Below are 18,514 nucleotides of genomic sequence, written 5' to 3' on the forward strand. Positions count from 1 at the left end.
TCCTGAGATGAACGCGCCCGGCATTTGAAGACAGCCGGGCGCGCGAATCAAGCGCGCGGTCGCGCGATGCTCAATACCCGCCCTTCTTGCCGATTCCCGCGAACGGGAAGTCGTACTCGATCGTGTAGGGCTTGAACCACGGGCCGACGCCCGTTTCCTTGTCCGTGTGGCGGCCGAAAGCCATATGGCCGGTTTCGGCCGGCGGGGAAACGTGCAGCTTCAGGTGATACTTGCCCGGCCCGAAGAGCTTGACGTTGTCGCCGTAGTGCGGGCCGTCGCTGGCGACCATCGCCATCAGGTCGCCCTTGATCGTCTGCGTCGTGCCGACCTTCGAGAGTTCGTACGTGATGTTCAGGTACGGCATCCAGTCGCCTTCCGCGAACCCGGTCGGATTGTTCTTGACCGCGTGAATATCGGCTTCGAGGTGGATGTCCGAATCCGACGCCTTGCGCATCATGCCTTCCGGCGACATCGTGATCGGCTGAAGATAGACGGCGCCGACTTCCATGCCGCCTTCGATGTGCTGCTTTCCGATCGGATACTCGGCAGCGGAGGCCGCCATCATCGCCGTGAGACCAGCAGCGGCGACAAGGCCGCGCATCAACGTAGAACCCATCAGGTACCCCTTTTTTTATGGATCGGCTCACGCGTCAATTACTGCCGCGCGGCCACGCTACAAAACGGCCGATCACCCCGCTGCCATGAACGGTAATACGAACCATTCTCAATGTTTGTCAGTTTAGCATCGTTCGATGGACGCAACAATTTGAAGCGGCTTACAAACCCAGTCGCAGTAAGGCTTTTCGGGCGGCCCAGTCATGGACGGAAAAGGCGAAAAAAAAGCGGCGGACCTTACGTCCGCCGCCTGGTTGCGCTTGGAGCCTTGTCTGGCGTCACTTTCCGCCAGTGCCGCTCACATGGTCGCCCACGTTCGCGCCGAAGACACGCTGCCGCAGCAGCGCCAATTGGTCGCGGGTCTGCGCCGCTTTCTCGAATTCGAGATTCTTCGCGTGATCCATCATCTGCTTTTCGAGCCGCTTGATTTCCTTCGCGATCTGCTTCTCGGTCATGTCCTCGAACTTGGCGCGCGCCTGCGCTTCCTTCAGTTCTGCGCGCGCGTCGTCGGCGCTGTAGACGCCATCGATGATGTCCTTGATGCGCTTCTGAACCCCGCGCGGCGTGATGCCCATCGCCTGATTGTGGGCGATCTGCTTTGCGCGCCGACGCTCGGTTTCGCCGATCGCGCGCCGCATCGAGTCAGTCATGTTGTCGGCATAGAGAATGGCTTTGCCGTTCACGTTGCGCGCCGCCCGGCCGATGGTCTGGATCAGCGAACGCTCGGCGCGCAGGAAGCCTTCCTTGTCGGCGTCGAGAATCGCGACGAGCGACACCTCCGGAATATCCAGCCCTTCCCGCAGCAAGTTGATGCCGACGAGCACATCGAAAGTGCCGAGCCGCAAGTCGCGGATAATTTCGACGCGCTCGACGGTATCGATATCGCTGTGCAGATACCGCACTTTCACGCCGTGGTCCGCGAGGAATTCGGTCAACTGCTCGGCCATGCGCTTGGTGAGCACGGTGACGAGCACCCGTTCCTGCGCCGCGACGCGCACGTTGATTTCGGAGAGAACGTCGTCGACCTGCGAGCGCGCGGGCCGCACTTCGATCTCCGGATCGACGAGGCCGGTCGGACGCACGAGTTGCTCGGCGACCTGCCCTGCTTTGGCTTTCTCGTAATCGGCGGGCGTCGCCGAAACGAAGATGGCCTGGCGCATCTTGCGTTCGAACTCGTTGAACTTGAGCGGCCGGTTGTCGAGCGCGGACGGCATGCGAAAACCGTAATCGACGAGGTTCTCCTTGCGCGCACGGTCGCCGTTGTACATGCCGTTCAACTGGCCGATCAGCACGTGCGATTCGTCCAGCAGCATCAGCGCATCGGGCGGCAGATAGTCGACGAGCGTCGGCGGCGGCTCGCCGGGCGCGGAGCCCGAGAAATGCCGCGAGTAGTTCTCGATGCCCTTGCAGAAGCCAAGTTCTTGCAGCATTTCCAGATCGAAGCGGGTGCGCTGCTCCAGCCGCTGCGCTTCGACGAGCTTGCCCTCGCTATAGAAAAACTCGAGCCGGTCGCGCAGTTCCTCCTTGATCGTCTCGATCGCGCGCATGACGGTGTCGCGCGGCGTCACGTAATGCGACGACGGATACACCGTGAAGCGCGGAATCTTGTTGCGCACGCGGCCAGTGAGTGGATCGAAAAGCTGCATCGACTCGATTTCGTCGTCGAACAGTTCGACGCGCACGGCCATTTCCGCGTGCTCCGCCGGAAAGATGTCGATGGTGTCCCCGCGCACGCGGAACGTGCCGCGCTGGAAGTCGGCTTCATTGCGCGTGTACTGCATCGCAATCAGGCGCGTGATGATGTCGCGCTGGCCGAACTTGTCGCCGGTGCGCAGCGTGAGGATCATCTTGTGATACTCGGATGGATTGCCGATACCGTAGATCGCCGAGACGGTCGCGACGATGACCACGTCGCGCCGTTCCATCAGGCTCTTGGTGGCCGAGAGCCGCATCTGCTCGATGTGCTCGTTGATCGACGAATCCTTCTCGATGAAGAGATCGCGCTGCGGCACGTACGCTTCCGGCTGGTAGTAGTCGTAGTACGAGACGAAGTACTCGACCGCATTGCGCGGGAAGAACTCGCGGAATTCGGCGTAAAGCTGGGCCGCGAGCGTCTTGTTCGGCGCGAAGACGATGGCCGGCCGGCCAAGCCGCGCGATGACGTTCGCCATCGTGAAGGTCTTGCCCGAGCCGGTGACGCCCAGAAGCGTCTGGAACGACAGGCCGTCCTCGACGCCTTCGACGAGCGTGGAGATCGCGGCGGGCTGATCGCCGGCCGGCGGGTAAGGCTGATAGAGCTGAAACGGCGAGCCGTCGAAGGTGATGAACTTCGACTCGTCCAGCGCGTCGGGCGCTTCGATGAGGGTATCGGACATGGGTACCAGAGTCTTCGCCGGGACAAACACTTATTCTAGCGGCTGCCGCAAAACTGGCGCAGCGCCCGGGCGGTGGGCGAAATCGGGCGCGGCATCCGTGCTGTGCGGCTGTCCGCGCGTCGTTTCAAGCACATTGGGCTGGCCCGCGTGATCTCAAGCGCCGCCGGGCGGTTCGCGGCCATTCCCGGCGATTCGACCGGTAAAAAGCACGCAATCGCACCGCACGCCGACGAAACCGGAGCGGGATTCGCTACAATGTGCGACTGGGCTCGCCGGCGCGAAATGACGTTCCACACGCTTTCGCCGCCGCGACGCCCGCGCGCCGAGCCAGCTTTCCGGCCATCGAGGCGCGACGCGGTCGAGAAACTTCGCCGTCCGCACTACCCTGCCGCACGTCCTTTCCTCACTGCCGATAGATCATGTCTCTTTTCTCTGCCGTCGAACTCGCCCCCCGCGACCCGATTCTGGGCCTCAACGAAGCCTTCAACGCCGATCCGCGCCCGACCAAGGTCAATCTGGGCGTCGGCGTCTACACCAACGAAGAGGGCAAGATTCCGCTCCTGCGCGCCGTGCGCGAAGCCGAGAAAGCCCGCGTCGACGCCGCGCTGCCGCGCGGTTATCTGCCGATCGACGGCATTGCCGCTTACGACTCCGCCGTGCAAACGCTGTTGCTCGGCAAGGACTCGCCGCTGATCGCCGCAGGCCGCGTCGTCACGGCGCAGGCGCTGGGCGGCACGGGCGCGCTCAAGATCGGCGCGGATTTCCTGAAGCGCGTGAACCCGAACGCGACCGTCGCCATCAGCGATCCGAGCTGGGAAAACCATCGCGCGCTGTTCGAAGGCGCGGGCTTCGAAGTCGTCAACTATCCGTACTACGAGGCCGCCACGCACGGCGTGAACTTCGAGGGCATGCTCGCCGCGCTGAATGGCTATGCGCCCGGCACGATCGTCGTGCTCCACGCGTGCTGTCATAACCCGACGGGCGTCGATCTGACCGCCGCGCAATGGGCGCAAGTGGTCGAAGTCGTGAAGGCGCGCAACCTCGTGCCGTTCCTCGACATCGCGTATCAGGGTTTCGGCGAGAGCATCGAGGCGGACGCCGCCGCCGTGCGGCTCTTTGCCGCGGCTGAACTGAACGTGTTCGTGTCGTCGTCGTTCTCGAAGTCGTTTTCGCTGTATGGCGAGCGCGTCGGCGCGCTGTCGATCATCACGACGTCCAAGGAAGAATCGGCGCGTGTGCTGTCGCAACTGAAGCGCGTGATCCGCACGAACTACTCGAACCCGCCGACGCACGGCGGATCGGTCGTCGCGGCGGTGCTGGCATCGCCCGAACTGCGCGCTACGTGGGAACAGGAACTGGGCGAAATGCGCGACCGCATCCGCGCGATGCGCAACGGTCTCGTCGAGCGCCTGAAGGCGGCGGGCGTCGATCGCGATTTTTCGTTCGTCGATGCCCAGCGCGGCATGTTCTCCTACTCCGGGCTGACCGCTGCGCAAGTGGACCGTCTCCGTGAAGACTTTGGCATCTACGCCGTGAGCACCGGCCGCATCTGCGTCGCCGCGCTGAACACGCGCAATCTGGATGTCGTCGCGAACGCGGTCGCGAGCGTCCTCAAGTAAGCGCCGTCTGCCGCAAATAAAAATGGCGTCCTTCGGTTGGAGGACGCCATTTTTTGTGGGCGATGCCGGCTCGTTAAAGCGTATGCGGCGCGTTGTGCGGAGCGGGCGTCACGGCGTCGTCGGCTTCGACGAGACCGTACGAAATCGCGCGAGCCAGTTCCGCGCTCACGCTTCCGACGTCCACTTGCTGACGGCGCGCAGCCGCCGATTCACGCTCCTCGGCGTGCATGCAGAAGGTCAATGCGGCGATGAGCAGGATGGCGAGAGGCCAGTAAGTCGATATTGTCTTTCTCATGAGACTGTCTTCGGTTCGATGTCGCTGCAGGCGATTTGCCCATTTGTCGACGGTTTGGATGTTACGCAATCGACCGTTGCTGAAAAAGCCATCGAACAGAGAAGGTTCGTTGCGTCTCTGGCAACAAGCAAGTTATCGGCCAGTTTCGCTGATTGATGTAACAGGCCAAGTCAGGCCGTCATAAAGGCTTACAAAGTTGTCGGGGACATCGGGCAGCGAGCGGTGTCTTAATGCTTATACGTGCAACCAATATTTCAACGGTCATGAAAGTCGCTGGCTTAGTAGTCTTCTCCTCCGCGCTGCTGTTGGGCGGATGCGCGGCTTACCCCGATGGTCCGATGTACGGCGGCGGTTATCCCGTGTACGACGATCCCGGATACGCGTCGTATCCCGCCTATCCCGCTTATTACGGCGGGCCGGTGGTGCAGCCGGGCGTCGTCATTGACGGCGGTTACTATTCGGGGTCCCGACGCTACTGGGATGACAGCCCCGGTTATCGCCGTCCGCCACCGGGCGGCTGGAATAACCGGCCGCACGGCGACGGGTATTCCGGTCAGGGCGGTCGCGGCCGTCACGACGGTCAAGACGGCGGCCAGCCGCAACGCGGCGGCGGCGGTCCTCCGCCACAGGCAAACGCAGCGCCGATGCCGCAGGCAGTGGGCGGCGTGAGGCCACATCCGCCGCAGCCGCAGCCGCCGCAGCAGCAGCAACAATCGCAGCAGGCTCCGTCGCGCGGTGGCGGTGGCGGTGGCGGTGGCGGCAACCACGGCGGGAACGACCGCGGCTTTCTCGGGCGGACTGGCGGCTGATCGTCCGCGCGATAGTGTAAAAAAAGGCCGCGCCGGATCACGCGATCCGGCGCGGCCTTTCCTTTTGCACCACGCCAATCAGCCGATATGCGACTGCTGCGCTTTATACAGTTCGCGGAACGTGCGGCCGACGGGCGCGGGCATGTCGCGCGTGTCTGTCCATCCGGCGCCGAACGGAATGCGCGATAGCTTCTTCTCCCGCCCGCCGATGCGCTCCAGCACGCGCACTGCCAGCCTGGTTACGAGCGCATAGGCGGCCGGACGCATCGCCAGAAAGCCCCACGCTGCGAGCGCCGCCCGCTCGCTCCACGGGCGCAGCCGCCGCTCCATCTGCTTCTCGCGCAGCTTGCGCAGCAGATCGGAGATCGGAATACCGACCGGACACACGCTATTGCACTCGCCGCAGAGCGTCGCGGCTTGCGGTAGGTCCAGCGTCTTGTCGATGCCGACGTAAGCCGGCGTGAGCACCGAGCCCATCGGACCCGGATACACCCAGCCGTACGCATGTCCGCCGATCTTCTGATACACCGGGCAATGATTCATGCACGCGCCACAGCGGATGCAGCGCAGCATGTCCTGAAACTCTCCGCCGATGAGCCCCGTGCGCCCTCCGTCGACCAGCACGAAATACATGTGCTCCGGGCCGTCCTTTTCGTCGGACGCACGCGGACCGGTGAGCAGCGAGAAGTAGTTGGACGTGGTCTGTCCGGTGGCGGATCGCGGCAGCAGGCGCATCGCGGTGGCCAGATCTTCGAGCGTCGGCAGCACCTTCTCGATGCCGGTCACCGCGACATGCACGCGCGGCATCACCGTGCACATGCCTTCGTTGCCCTCGTTCGTCACGACCGCGACCGAGCCCGTCTCCGCGATTAGAAAGTTGCCACCCGTCACGCCCATGTCCGCCGACATGAAATGCGGGCGCAACACTTCGCGCGCCTCGCGCGTCATCGCGGGGATGTCGGTGAGCCGCGGCTTGCCATGCGTCTTCGCGAACAGGTCCGCGATCTGTTCCTTGTCCTTGTGAACCACGGGCGCGATGATGTGGCTCGGCGGCTCGTTGTCGTTGATCTGGAGAATGTATTCGCCGAGATCCGTCTCAATGGACTGCACGCCCATCTCGCCGAGCACGCGGTTCAGTTGCATCTCCTCGGACACCATCGACTTCGTCTTGATGACCTTCTTCACGCCGTGCTCGCGCGCAATGTCCGCGACGAGGCGCGCCGCGTCCTGCGTCGATTCCGCGTAGAGCACCGTCGCGCCTCGCCGCGTCGCCTCGCGCTCGAACATTTCGAGCCAGACGTCGAGATTCTCGAGCGCGCGATTGCGGCGCTCCTTGAGCGCGGCGCGCGTCGCTTCGAAGTCGATGTCGCGCACCGCCGCCGCCCGCGCGCTGACGAACTTCGTCGAGAGTTTGGTGAGATTCTGCTGGAGCCGTTGGTCGGCGAGCTTGCTGCCGGCTCGCGCCTTGAAGTGCATCGTCTGGACTTGCATGGATGGACTCGTCGATAGTCGATGGTTCGGGCGGTCAGGCGCGATGCTGGGCATCGCCCGCGAGCACCTGGGCGATATGCAGCACGCGCGTCGCGGTATCGCCCGTCCGGCGCAGGCGGCCTTCGATGTTCAGCATGCAGCCGAGATCGCCGAGCACCACCGCATCCGCCCCGCTCGCCTTGATGTTCGCGCATTTCTCGTCGACGATCGCCGTCGAAATATCGCCATACTTGACCGCGAACGTGCCGCCGAAACCGCAGCAGTGCTCGCAGCCGGCCATCTCGGTCACAGGCACGCCGGCTTGCGCGAGCAGTTCGCGCGGCTGTGTCTTCACGCCGAGTTCGCGCAGGCCTGAACAGGAATCGTGATACGTGACCATGCCGTCGAAAACGCCGGGCTCCATGCGGGCTTTCGCCACCGTGACGAGAAAATCCGTCAGTTCGAAGACGCGCGGCTGCAGTCGTGCATAACGGTTCATCAACTCGGGATCGTCACGAAAGAGATCGCCGTAGTGCGCGCGGATCATCCCGCCGCAGGAGCCGGACGGGACCACCACATAATCGAACTGCTCGAATTCGCGCAGCGTTTTCTCGGCGAGATCGCGCGCCAGCCGCCGATCGCCGGAGTTGTACGCGGGCTGACCGCAGCACGTTTGCGCCGGAGGAACAGTGACCTCGAAGCCGGCGCGTTCGATCAGCTTGATGACCGAGAAGCCGATTTCCGGGCGCATCATGTCGATTAGACAGGTGACGAATAAACCGACTTGCATGGGGATTTCCTTTTGATTCGAATAAGCGAAGCACGTCGATTATCCGCGAAAAGCGCGGCGCATCCGAACGCCGGCGGGTCATGTCTTTTCACATTATGAGATACAATGCGATTTCCGCTGTTTGACGCATCAACCGATTTTTCACGATGAGCGATACGAACCCGGACTCCAAGACATCCATTCAGGTGATCGAGCGCATGATGCGTCTGCTCGACTCACTCGCCGGCCACACCGATCCGGTCAGCCTGAAGGAACTGTCGCACAGCACTGGCCTGCATCCGTCGACCGCGCACCGCATCCTGAACGACATGGTGCTGTGCCGGCTTGTCGACCGGTCCGATCCCGGCACGTACCGGCTCGGCATGCGGCTGCTCGAACTCGGCAATCTCGTGAAGGCGCGTCTCTCGGTGCGCGAAGCCGCGATGCCGCCGATGCGCGAACTGCATCGGCAGACGGGCCAGACGGTGAATTTGTCGGTGCGTCAGGGCGACGAGATCGTGTATATCGAGCGTGCTTATTCGGAACGCTCCGGCATGCAGGTCGTGCGGGCCATCGGCGGGCGAGCGCCGCTGCATCTCACGTCGGTTGGCAAGCTCTTCCTCGCCGCCGACGAAGCCGCCCGCGTGCGCGCCTACGCGATGCGCACCGGACTCTCGGGGCACACGCAGAACAGCATCACGGATTTGGCCAAGCTCGAACGCGAGTTGTCATTCGTGCGGCAGCAATCGTGCGCGCGAGACAACGAGGAACTGGAACTGGGCGTGCGCTGTATCGCGGCGGGCATCTACGACGACACGGGCCGGCTCGTCGCGGGGCTGTCGCTTTCCGCGCCGGCCGATCGTCTGCAGGACGCTTGGCTCAAGCAACTGAGTCATACCGCGCTGGAAATTTCGCGATCGCTCGGCTATCACCCTGAACTGTCGGCAGAGGGACAACGCGAAGCGCATCGCTGATCGCCGCTACCAAAGAAAAAGCCGGATTCGTCTTTCGACGATTCCGGCTTTTTTTGCGGCCTCACGGCTCGCGCCCGAAGACGCGCTCAGGGATTCGCGCCGCTGCCCATGTCCGCGCTCATGATGCGCGGCTCGCCGAGTGTATCGAGATACGAACGCAGGCGGCCTGCATCGGCGAAACGCGAGTACTTGCCGTACGAATCCAGCAGCACCATGATGACCTGGCGGCCATGCACGGTCGCCTGCATCACGAGACATTCACCCGCCTCGTTGATGAAGCCGGTCTTCTGCAAGCCGATGTCCCACGACGCATTGCGCACCAGCGCATTCGTGCTGTTGTACGCGAGCGTGCGCTTGCCGGTGAAGACTTCGTAGCTGCGGTCCGTCGAGAATTTGCGGATCAGCGGATATTGATACGCCGCGTTCACCATCTTCACGAGATCCCGCGCGCTCGACACGTTCTGGCTGGTGAGTCCCGTGGAATTCTCGAAGTGCGTATCGGTCATGCCGAGCGCCTTCGCCTTCGCGTTCATCGCGGCGATGAAGGCGGGACGCCCGCCCGGGTAATAACGCGACAATGCAGCCGCCGCGCGATTTTCCGATGCCATCAGCGCGATATGCAGCATGTCTTCGCGGTTCAGCACCGATCCGACCGCCAGCCGCGAGCCCGTGTACTTCTCGTAGTCGCGGTCTTCGTCGGTCACCGTCATTTCTTCGGTGAGCGGCATGTGCGAATCGAGCGCGACCATCGCCGTCATCAGCTTCGTGATGGAGGCGATCGGCACGACGGCGCGAGAGTTCTTGTCGAAGAGCGTCTCGGACGTGTCCTGGTCGACAACATACGCGACGCTAGAGCGCAGCGCGAGGCTATCCGGCGTGTCGTGCAGGCCGAACGCCTGGCCGACCGACGTCGCGCGCGGCTGATACGCCACCGAATGCACGGCGGCACGGCGCGCATGCGGGTCCATCCGGTAGTTCACGCGACGCTTGCGCGATGCTTTGGGCGCGTCCTCATCGTCATCGGCTGCGGCGGCCTTGGCCGTTCGCACGCCCTTGCCGGCTTTCGCGACGCGAGCCGGCTTCGCGGACTTGCCCTCGGCGGCGGGTTTGGCGGATTGCTTGACGGTCTTGCTATGAGTCGTAGTCTTGGCGAGGGCTTCAGCCGGAGCCGCTGCGAAAGATGTCGCGACGGCGAGCGATACGGCGAGAGACAATGCGGAGCGCAATGCCACGCCGTGCACCACCTTGAGCGACGAAAACATTTCGGTTTTCATTAGTGTTCTGTTGGGCGGCTGGAGAGTACCGCCAAGTGTAGTGAAGCTGCGAAATTTAAGCAATATTAAGCACTTATCAGCGCACGTTAATCCGTTTTGTAAGCGACGATTGCTGATTGTTGAAACTTTGCGCGCCTCGATCGGCAAAAACGATCGTGCGCCAGGCATCCGGCACTGCGAAAACCGCGCTTTCGACCACGCTGTTTACGCTCTGTCGGCAATTCTTTCTGAAACTTGAGGCTTGACTTTAAGAACGGCGCTGGCGGGCTTACGGCGCGCAGCAGTTGACTCCGCGGCTCGTGTCGTCGCTATCCGGTGTGCATTGCATCGTCAGTCGAAATGTTAACGGTTCTTCAACAATTTGGTGTACGGCAACATCTTAAAAACAAGAACATCCGAGATTTTTCTTAGTCTCGATAGGTGCTGACATTGCCGCCCCCAGCATGGGTCTCGCTGCTTTTCACTAGTCCACGTCGGTGCACGCGCCGCCCGGTTCTCGCCTCTTCCCATCGAATGCGTTACTTAAACTCTTGTTTAACAAGTGTTTCCCCTATTTGTGCATTGCACAAAAAGCGCTTGACATCGATAGGAATATCTCTAAAATAGGCTTCATGTTGCAACGCACCAATCCGGAGCTGCACCATCTGGCAGCAAGTTGCTGCATCGACCAAACTACGACCCGCGATGATGGGTCGGCATAAGGAGCCTGAGATGACGCTATTGACCCCCGAGCAAATCGCCGCTGCACAGAAAGCTAACTTCGACACGCTGTTCGGTCTGACGAACAAGGCGTTCGAGGGCGTTGAGAAGCTCGTCGAACTGAATCTCCAAGTCGTGAAGTCCACGCTCGCCGAGAGCCAGGAAAACGCGCAACGCGCGCTGTCCGTGAAGGACGCGCAGGAACTGCTCGCGCTGCAAGCCAGCCTGACCCAGCCGGTCGCGGAAAAGGTGCTGTCGTACGGCCGTCACCTGTATGAAATCGCATCGGCTACGCAAGCTGAATTTGCCCGCGTCGCGGAAGCGCAGTACGAAGAGCAGAACCGCAAGGTGCAAACGCTCGTCGACAACGTCGCGAAGAACGCGCCTGCTGGTTCGGAAACGGCTGTCGCCGTGATGAAGTCGGCCATCACCGCCGCGAACACGACGTACGAAACCGTCCACAAGGCAACGAAGCAAGCCGTAGAAATCGCGGAAAGCAACTTCAACGCCGCCGCCACGGCTGCGACGAAGGCTGCCACGCAAGCGACCGAGCAAGCTGCTCGCACCGCTTCGGTTTCGGCAAAGCGCACCGTCGCGTAAGACATCGGCCACGCATGCTGTCTTCATGCGAAGGTTGAAACAAGGAACCCGGCTTCGGCCGGGTTTTTTGTTTTCCGCGCCGAGTCGGCCATGAAAAAGGCGCGTTCCCTTGCAGGAACGCGCCTTCATCCTTCCAGGACCCGCGAAGTTACTTCTTCCGCTGCGGCGGCAGATCGGTACAGACGCCTTCGTACAACTCCGCCGCCATGCCCACGGATTCGCCGAGCGTCGGGTGCGGGTGAATCGTCTTGCCGATGTCGGTTGCGTCCGCGCCCATCTCGATCGCGAGACACACTTCGCTGATCAGATCGCCCGCGTTCAGACCGACGATCCCGCCGCCGATCACGCGATGCGTCTCTTCGTCGAAGATCAGCTTCGTGAAGCCCTCGTCGCGGCCATTCGCGATCGCGCGGCCCGACGCCGCCCACGGGAACACTGCCTTGCCGTACTTGACGCCTTCGGCCTTGCACTGTTCCTCGGTCTTGCCGGCCCAGGCTACTTCCGGATCGGTGTAGGCGACCGACGGAATCTGCAGCGCGTCGAAGTAGGCCTTCTCGCCATGTGCCGCTTCGGCCGCGACGTGGCCTTCGTGCACCGCCTTGTGCGCGAGCATCGGCTGGCCGACGAGATCGCCGATCGCGAAGATGTGCTCGACGTTCGTGCGCATCTGCTTGTCGACGTTGATGAAGCCGCGATCCGTCACCGCGACGCCCGCCTTGTCCGCGCCGATCTTGCCGCCGTTCGGGCTGCGGCCGACGGCCAGCAGCACGAGGTCGTAACGCTGCGGTTCGGCCGGCGCCTTCTCGCCTTCGAACGTCACGTAGATGCCGTCGTCCTTCGCTTCCGCCTTGGTCGTCTTCGTCTTCAGCATCACGTTGGCGAAGCGCTTGGCGTTGAACTTCTCCCACACCTTCACGAGGTCGCGGTCCGCGCCGACCATAAGGCCGTCGAGCATTTCGACCACGTCGATCTGCGCGCCGAGCGTCGAATAGACCGTCGCCATTTCCAGTCCGATGATGCCGCCGCCCACCACCAGCATGCGCTCGGGCAACTGACGCAGTTCGAGCGCGCCGGTGGAATCGACGACGCGCGGATCATCCGGGAAGAACGGCAGCTTTACCGACTGCGAGCCCGCCGCGATGATCGCCTTCTTGAAGCGCACGACCTTCTTGCCGCCCTCGCCCTGCACTTCCATGTGATGCGGATCGACGAACGTGCCGACGCCCGTCACCACCTGCACCTTGCGCGCCTTCGCCATGCCCGCGAGACCGCCGGTCAGCTTCTTGACGACGCCTTCCTTGAAGCCGCGCAGCTTGTCGAGGTCGATCCTCGGCTCGCCGAAGCTGATGCCGTGCGCCGCGAGTTCCTTCGTTTCATCCATCACGAGCGCGGTATGCAGCAGCGCCTTCGACGGAATGCAGCCGACGTTCAGACATACGCCGCCGAGCGTCGAGTAACGCTCGACGAGCACGGTGTTCATGCCGAGATCGGCGGAGCGGAACGCTGCCGAATACCCGCCGGGACCCGCGCCGAGCACGAGCATGTCGCATTCGACATCGGCCGAACCGGAATAGCTGCCGGCTTGCGGCGCAGGCGCGGCGCTCGCCTTTTCGGCGGGCTGCGGCTGAGCGGCGGCGGGCGCGGTCGGCACATAGGTCGTGCCGCCGCCCTGCGCGTCGAGCGTCAGGATCAGCGTGCCTTCCGACACGTTGTCGCCGACCTTGATCTTCAGCTCCCGCACCGTACCTGCTGCGGGCGATGGCACGTCCATCGTCGCCTTGTCCGATTCGAGCGTGACGAGCGATTGCTCCTTCTCGACCGTATCGCCCGGCTTCACGTGAACTTCGATGACCGGAATGTCCTTGAAGTCGCCGATATCCGGCACCTTCACGTCCTGCGCCGCGCCACTCGATGCGGCCGGAGCAGCCGGCTTTGCGACCGACGCCTCTTTCGGCGTTTCTTTCGGCGCCTCGCCCTGCGACGCGCTCGCGCCTTCGGTTTCGATCATCGCGATGACCGAGCCCTGGCTGACCTTGTCGCCCTGTTTGACCTTCACTTCCTTGATGGTGCCCGCGGCATCGGCGGGCACTTCCATCGTCGCCTTGTCGGTTTCGAGCGTGATGACGCCCTGTTCCTTTTCGATGACGTCGCCGGGCTTGATATTGACTTCGATGACATCGACATCGGAGAAGTCGCCGATATCGGGTACTTTTAGTTCGACGAGACTCATGTTGTCCCCTAAGAGATGTGCGGATGGAGCCTCGGGACATGCCCGAGGCTCCGCCGTCGGCCGGATTAGAAGATCAAAGAATCACGCGACGGAAGTCCGCCAGAATCCCCGACAGATACGCATTGAAACGCGCGGCCTCGGCGCCGTCGATGACGCGATGGTCGTACGACAGCGACAGCGGCAGCGTAAGGCGCGGCACGAACTGCTTGCCGTCCCACACGGGCTTCATCTGGCCGCGCGACAGGCCGAGAATGGCCACTTCCGGCGCGTTGATGATCGGCGTGAAATTCGTCCCGCCGATGCCGCCCAGCGACGAAATCGAGAAGCAGCCGCCCTGCATCTGGTCCGGCTTCAGCTTGCCGTCGCGTGCGAGCTTCGACAGCTCCGCCATCTCCTTCGCGATATCGACGAGGCCCTTCTTGTCCGCGTCGCGGATCACCGGAACGACGAGGCCGTTCGGCGTATCGGCTGCGAAACCGACGTGGTAGTACTGCTTGAAGACGAGGTTGTCGCCGTCCAGGCTCGCGTTGAAGGTCGGGAACTTCTTCAGCGCCGACACGACCGCCTTGATGACGAACGCGAGCATCGTGAACTTGACGCCTGCCTTCTCGTGCTCCTTGTTGAGCTTGACGCGCAGTTCTTCCAGTTCGGTGATGTCCGCTTCGTCGTTGTTCGTGACGTGCGGGATCATCACCCAGTTGCGATGCAGGTTCGCGCCCGAGATCTTCTTGATGCGCGAGAGCGGCTTCGGATCGACGGGGCCGAACTTCGTGAAGTCGATCTTCGGCCACGGCAGCAAGCCGAGCTCGCCGCCGCCACCGCCAGCCGGTGCGGCCGCGGCGGCAGGCGCCGCGCCCTGGCCGCTCATCACGCCCTTCACGAACGCCGTGATGTCCTGCTGCGTGATGCGGCCCTTCGGACCGGTGCCCTTCACGCGCGTGACATCGACGCCCAGGTCGCGGGCGAATTTGCGCACCGACGGCGACGCGTGGCTCGACGTGCGCGCGCCATCGCCGGCGGGTATCACGGGCGCTTGCGCGAGCGCGGACGGCGCTTCCTTCGCGGCTGCCGCCGGCGCGGGCTTCGCGGGCGCGTCAGGCGGCTCGGCGGCCTTCGCGGCTTCCTGCTTCGGAGCCGGGGCAGCAGCGCTCGCGCCGTCGCCGCCTTCGAGCAAGAGAATCAGCGTTCCTTCGGAGACCGTATCGCCGACCTTGACCTTCAGCTCCTTGACCGTGCCCGATGCGGGGCTCGGCACGTCCATCGTCGCCTTGTCGGATTCGAGCGTGACGAGCGACTGCTCCTTCTCGACCTTGTCGCCGACCTTGACGCCGATCTCGATGATCGGAATGTCCGTGAAGTCGCCGATATCCGGCACCTTCACTTCGACCGATCCGCCGCCGCCGGATGCCGGCGCGGCCTGCGCCGGCTGCGATTGCGTCTGCGTCTGCGCGGGCGCTTCCTGCTTCGCGGGCGCAGCGGACGATGCCGCCGCGTTCGCGCCGCCCGCTTCCAGCACGACGATCAGCGTGCCTTCCGACACGTTGTCGCCTACTTTCACTTTGACTTCCTTCACGGTGCCGGCTGCGGAACTGGGCACGTCCATCGTGGCCTTGTCGGATTCCAGCGTGACGAGGGATTGTTCCTGTTCAACGACATCGCCCGGCTTGACCAGTACTTCGATCACCGGGATGTCCTTGAAATCGCCGATGTCCGGCACTTTGACTTCGATCGCTTGACTCATTATTAGTGTCTCCTGGGTTGCACACGGCCTCCCTCCGCTTCGGAGAGAGGCCGCATCACAACGCTCGGGGGCGATGCCTTTAGACGGTCATCGGGTTGGGTTTGGCCGGGTCGAGGTTGTACTTCTTGATCGCCTCGGCGACGACCTTGCGCTCGATCTTGCCTTCGTCGGCAAGCGCGTTAAGCGCCGCCAGCGTGACCCAGTAGCGGTCGACTTCGAAGAAGTGACGCAGCGCCTCGCGCGTGTCCGAGCGGCCGTAGCCGTCGGTGCCGAGCACCACGAACTTGTTCGGGACATAGCCGCGGATCTGATCGACGAGCGCGCGGATGTAGTCCGTCGACGCGATCACCGGGCCTTGTGCGCCCTGGAGCAGCTTCGTCACGTGCGGCACGCGCTTCTCTTCGGTCGGATGCAGCAGGTTGAAACGCTCGCAATCCTGACCTTCGCGCGCCAGTTCGGTGAAGCTCGGCACGCTCCACAGGTCGGCCGAAACGCCCCAGTCGTTCTTCAGCAGGTCGGCGGCGGCGATGACTTCGTTGAAGATCGTGCCCGCGCCCATCAGCTGAACGTGCGCCTTGGCCGGCGCGTCCGCCTTCCTGAACGCGTACATGCCCTTGATGATGTCGGCGGCAACCGACTCACCTTGCGGGATCGCCGGATGCTCGTAGTTCTCGTTCATCACGGTGATGTAGTAGTACACGTCCTCCTGGTCCTGCACCATGCGGCGCAGGCCGTCCTGCATGATCACCGCGAGTTCGTAGCCGAACGTCGGGTCGTAGCTCACGCAGTTCGGAACCGATGCGGCCCACAGGAGCGAGTGGCCGTCTTCGTGCTGCAGGCCTTCGCCGTTCAGCGTCGTGCGGCCCGCGGTGCCGCCCAGCAGGAAGCCGCGCGAGCGCATGTCGCCCGCCGCCCACGCCAGATCGCCGATGCGCTGGAACCCGAACATCGAATAGAAGATGTAGAACGGGATCATGATCTCGCCGTGCGTCGAATACGACGTCGCGGCCGCGATCCAGTCACACATGCCACCGGCTTCGTTGATGCCTTCCTGCAGAATCTGGCCGGTCTCCGATTCCTTGTAGAACATCAGCTGGTCGGAGTCTTCCGGAATGTACTTCTGGCCGTCCTGATTCCAGATGCCGATCTGGCGGAAGAGACCTTCCATGCCGAACGTGCGCGATTCATCCGGGACGATCGGCACGACGCGCTTGCCGAGCGCCTTGTCCTTCAGCAGGATGTTGAGAATCCGCACGAACGCCATCGTCGTGGAGATTTCGCGGCCTTCGCCCGTGCCCTTCAGAAGCGGCTCGAATGCGGACAGCGCCGGCACCGGCAGCGATTCCGCCTTCTCGCGGCGCGCCGGCAGATAACCGCCGAGGTCCATGCGCTTCTGGCGCATGTATTCGAGTTCCTTCGAGCCTTCTTCGAACGTGAGATACGGCACGTCGACGATCTGCTCGTCGCTGATCGGCAGGCGGAACTGGTCGCGGAACTTCTTCAGCGTCTCGATCGGCAGCTTCTTCTGCTGGTGCGTGATGTTCATCGCCTGACCGTGCTCGCCCATGCCATAGCCCTTGATGGTCTTGGCGAGGATGACGGTCGGCGCGCCCTTCGTCTTGGTCGCGGCGTCGAACGCGGCGTAGATCTTGTGCGGATCGTGGCCGCCGCGGTTCAGATTCCAGATGTCGTCATCGGACCAGTCGGCGACGAGCGCCTTCAGTTCCGGCGTGTTGAAAAAGTGCTCGCGCACGAACGCGCCCGATTCCGACTTGTACGTCTGATACTCGCCGTCGACGACTTCCATCATGCGGCGCATCAGCGCGCCGGTCTTGTCGCGTGCGAAGAGCGCGTCCCAGCGGCTGCCCCAGATGACCTTGATGACGTTCCAGCCCGCGCCGCGGAATTCGCTTTCCAGTTCCTGGATGATCTTGCCGTTGCCGCGCACCGGGCCGTCCAGACGCTGCAGGTTGCAGTTGATGACGAACACGAGGTTGTCCAGACGCTCGCGCCCGGCCATGCCGATTGCGCCGAGCGATTCCGGCTCGTCCGTTTCGCCGTCGCCGAGGAACGCCCAGACCTTGCGGCCGTCGGTCTTGGCGATGCCGCGCGCTTCCATGTACTTCATGAAACGCGCCTGATAGATGGCCATGATCGGGCCGAGGCCCATCGACACGGTCGGGAACTGCCAGAAATCCGGCATCAGCCACGGATGCGGATACGACGAGATGCCCTCGCCGCCCACTTCCTGGCGGAAGTTGTTCAGTTGCTTCTCGGTGAGACGGCCAAGCAGGAAGGCGCGCGAATACACGCCCGGCGACGAGTGGCCCTGCACGAAGACGAGGTCGCCGCCGTGCTCTTTCGAGGGCGCATGCCAGAAGTGATTGAAGCCGACGTCATACAGCGTCGCCGCCGATGCGAACGAAGCGATATGCCCGCCGACGTTGGTGTCCTTGCCCGCGCGCAGCACCATCGCGATGGCGTTCCAGCGCGTGTAAGAGCGGATGCGGTGTTCGATGTCCTGATCGCCAGGAATCTTCGCCTGCGCTGTTACGGGGATCGTGTTGATGTACGGCGTGTTCGCCGAGAACGGCAGATGCTCGCCATGTACGCGAGCGAATTCGATTTGTTTCTCGATCAGGTAGTGCGCGCGGTCAGGGCCGACCGCCGAAATCACGCCATCGAGCGCTTCGAGCCATTCGGCGGTTTCCTGCGGATCGTCGTCTTTTGCGTTGGCGACATATTTGAGAACTTCGTCGGGTACAGCGGACATGCTCGTCTCCTGATGTGAGGAACGCTCGTAAACCGCCAACACACGCCCGCGCGAAAGCACAAAAGCGGGCACTGGCCGCGTGCCGGCAATTCTAAAGAGGGTCCAGAGCTTGAAGCAAGGAATTTTTCGAATCATGAGAGGCTATCTCATAATGCGGAAAATTGCTGCAATGCACCGTCCGATATGGCTTTTCAACTCAGATGGTTCGTCTCCTTTTCTTGCAAATGCCTCATTCTTAGCGCCTTTTTACGCTAATTAACAATCGGGTGCT

13 protein-coding genes and 1 pseudogene are annotated in these 18,514 nt (G+C 62.9%); 4 read left to right on the top strand and 10 right to left on the bottom strand.

Annotated features, from left to right (window positions below):
• Nucleotides 1-70: 70 nt before the first annotated feature.
• Together AB6804_RS01950 and uvrB are read right to left on the bottom strand one after the other, a co-directional pair.
• The gene (locus AB6804_RS01950; protein WP_035970081.1) at nucleotides 71-616 is read right to left on the bottom strand and encodes an iron transporter; all 546 of its coding nucleotides are present in this window, start codon (nucleotides 614-616) and stop codon (nucleotides 71-73) included.
• Nucleotides 617-893: 277 nt separating this feature from the next.
• Nucleotides 894-2,990 carry an excinuclease ABC subunit UvrB gene (gene uvrB, locus AB6804_RS01955; RefSeq protein WP_370885010.1) on the bottom strand — a complete coding sequence of 699 codons (2,097 nt, stop codon included), beginning with the start codon at nucleotides 2,988-2,990 and terminating at the stop codon, nucleotides 894-896.
• Nucleotides 2,991-3,409: 419 nt separating this feature from the next.
• Here uvrB and AB6804_RS01960 point away from each other — a divergent pair, with 419 nt between their 5' ends.
• Nucleotides 3,410-4,609: an amino acid aminotransferase gene (locus AB6804_RS01960; protein WP_370885011.1), complete on the top strand. Its 1,200-nt coding sequence runs from the start codon at nucleotides 3,410-3,412 to the stop codon at nucleotides 4,607-4,609.
• A 73-nt stretch (nucleotides 4,610-4,682) separates the two neighbouring features.
• Here AB6804_RS01960 and AB6804_RS01965 read toward each other — a convergent pair whose 3' ends face one another.
• Entirely contained in the window at nucleotides 4,683-4,904 is a 222-nt protein-coding gene (locus tag AB6804_RS01965) for a hypothetical protein (protein ID WP_370885012.1), read from the bottom strand.
• A 263-nt stretch (nucleotides 4,905-5,167) separates the two neighbouring features.
• Here AB6804_RS01965 and AB6804_RS01970 point away from each other — a divergent pair, with 263 nt between their 5' ends.
• On the top strand, nucleotides 5,168-5,713 hold the full coding sequence (locus tag AB6804_RS01970; RefSeq protein ID WP_370885013.1) for a hypothetical protein: 546 nt from the start codon (nucleotides 5,168-5,170) through the stop codon (nucleotides 5,711-5,713).
• Between the two features lie 78 nt (nucleotides 5,714-5,791).
• Here AB6804_RS01970 and AB6804_RS01975 read toward each other — a convergent pair whose 3' ends face one another.
• Together AB6804_RS01975 and AB6804_RS01980 are read right to left on the bottom strand one after the other, a co-directional pair.
• Complete coding sequence (locus AB6804_RS01975) at nucleotides 5,792-7,204, bottom strand: lactate utilization protein B (protein ID WP_370885014.1); 1,413 nt, start codon at nucleotides 7,202-7,204, stop codon at nucleotides 5,792-5,794.
• Between the two features lie 34 nt (nucleotides 7,205-7,238).
• Nucleotides 7,239-7,973: a (Fe-S)-binding protein gene (locus AB6804_RS01980; protein ID WP_370885015.1), complete on the bottom strand. Its 735-nt coding sequence runs from the start codon at nucleotides 7,971-7,973 to the stop codon at nucleotides 7,239-7,241.
• A gap of 146 nt (nucleotides 7,974-8,119) precedes the next feature.
• On the opposite strand from AB6804_RS01980, the gene AB6804_RS01985 reads away from it, so the two are divergent.
• A complete protein-coding gene (locus AB6804_RS01985; RefSeq protein WP_370885016.1) occupies nucleotides 8,120-8,926 on the top strand; it encodes an IclR family transcriptional regulator in 807 nt (268 codons plus the stop codon).
• An 86-nt stretch (nucleotides 8,927-9,012) separates the two neighbouring features.
• On the opposite strand, the gene pbpG is transcribed toward AB6804_RS01985, so the two are convergent.
• Nucleotides 9,013-10,200 (bottom strand): D-alanyl-D-alanine endopeptidase, encoded by a 1,188-nt coding sequence (gene pbpG, locus AB6804_RS01990; RefSeq protein WP_244792886.1) that lies wholly within the window; start codon nucleotides 10,198-10,200, stop codon nucleotides 9,013-9,015.
• 711 nt (nucleotides 10,201-10,911) lie between these two features.
• Here pbpG and AB6804_RS01995 point away from each other — a divergent pair.
• Nucleotides 10,912-11,499: a phasin family protein gene (locus AB6804_RS01995; RefSeq protein WP_370885017.1), complete on the top strand. Its 588-nt coding sequence runs from the start codon at nucleotides 10,912-10,914 to the stop codon at nucleotides 11,497-11,499.
• 148 nt (nucleotides 11,500-11,647) lie between these two features.
• Here the strand turns inward: AB6804_RS01995 and lpdA are convergent, their stop codons facing one another.
• The 4 genes and pseudogenes from lpdA to aceE form a co-directional block, all read right to left on the bottom strand.
• Nucleotides 11,648-13,390 carry a dihydrolipoyl dehydrogenase gene (gene lpdA, locus AB6804_RS02000; RefSeq protein ID WP_370885399.1) on the bottom strand — a complete coding sequence of 581 codons (1,743 nt, stop codon included), beginning with the start codon at nucleotides 13,388-13,390 and terminating at the stop codon, nucleotides 11,648-11,650.
• Nucleotides 13,391-13,507: 117 nt separating this feature from the next.
• A pseudogene (locus tag AB6804_RS02005) lies at nucleotides 13,508-13,729 on the bottom strand (biotin/lipoyl-containing protein); the annotation flags it as partial.
• Nucleotides 13,730-13,802: 73 nt separating this feature from the next.
• Nucleotides 13,803-15,470 carry a dihydrolipoyllysine-residue acetyltransferase gene (gene aceF, locus AB6804_RS02010; protein ID WP_370885018.1) on the bottom strand — a complete coding sequence of 556 codons (1,668 nt, stop codon included), beginning with the start codon at nucleotides 15,468-15,470 and terminating at the stop codon, nucleotides 13,803-13,805.
• Nucleotides 15,471-15,549: 79 nt separating this feature from the next.
• Nucleotides 15,550-18,243, bottom strand: coding sequence for a pyruvate dehydrogenase (acetyl-transferring), homodimeric type (aceE, locus tag AB6804_RS02015; protein WP_370885019.1), 2,694 nt, complete (start codon nucleotides 18,241-18,243; stop codon nucleotides 15,550-15,552).
• Between the last annotated feature and the right edge of the window lie 271 nt (nucleotides 18,244-18,514).

The sequence above is a fragment of the Caballeronia sp. RCC_10 genome (assembly GCF_041360715.1).
GTDB lineage: Bacteria > Pseudomonadota > Gammaproteobacteria > Burkholderiales > Burkholderiaceae > Caballeronia > Caballeronia grimmiae.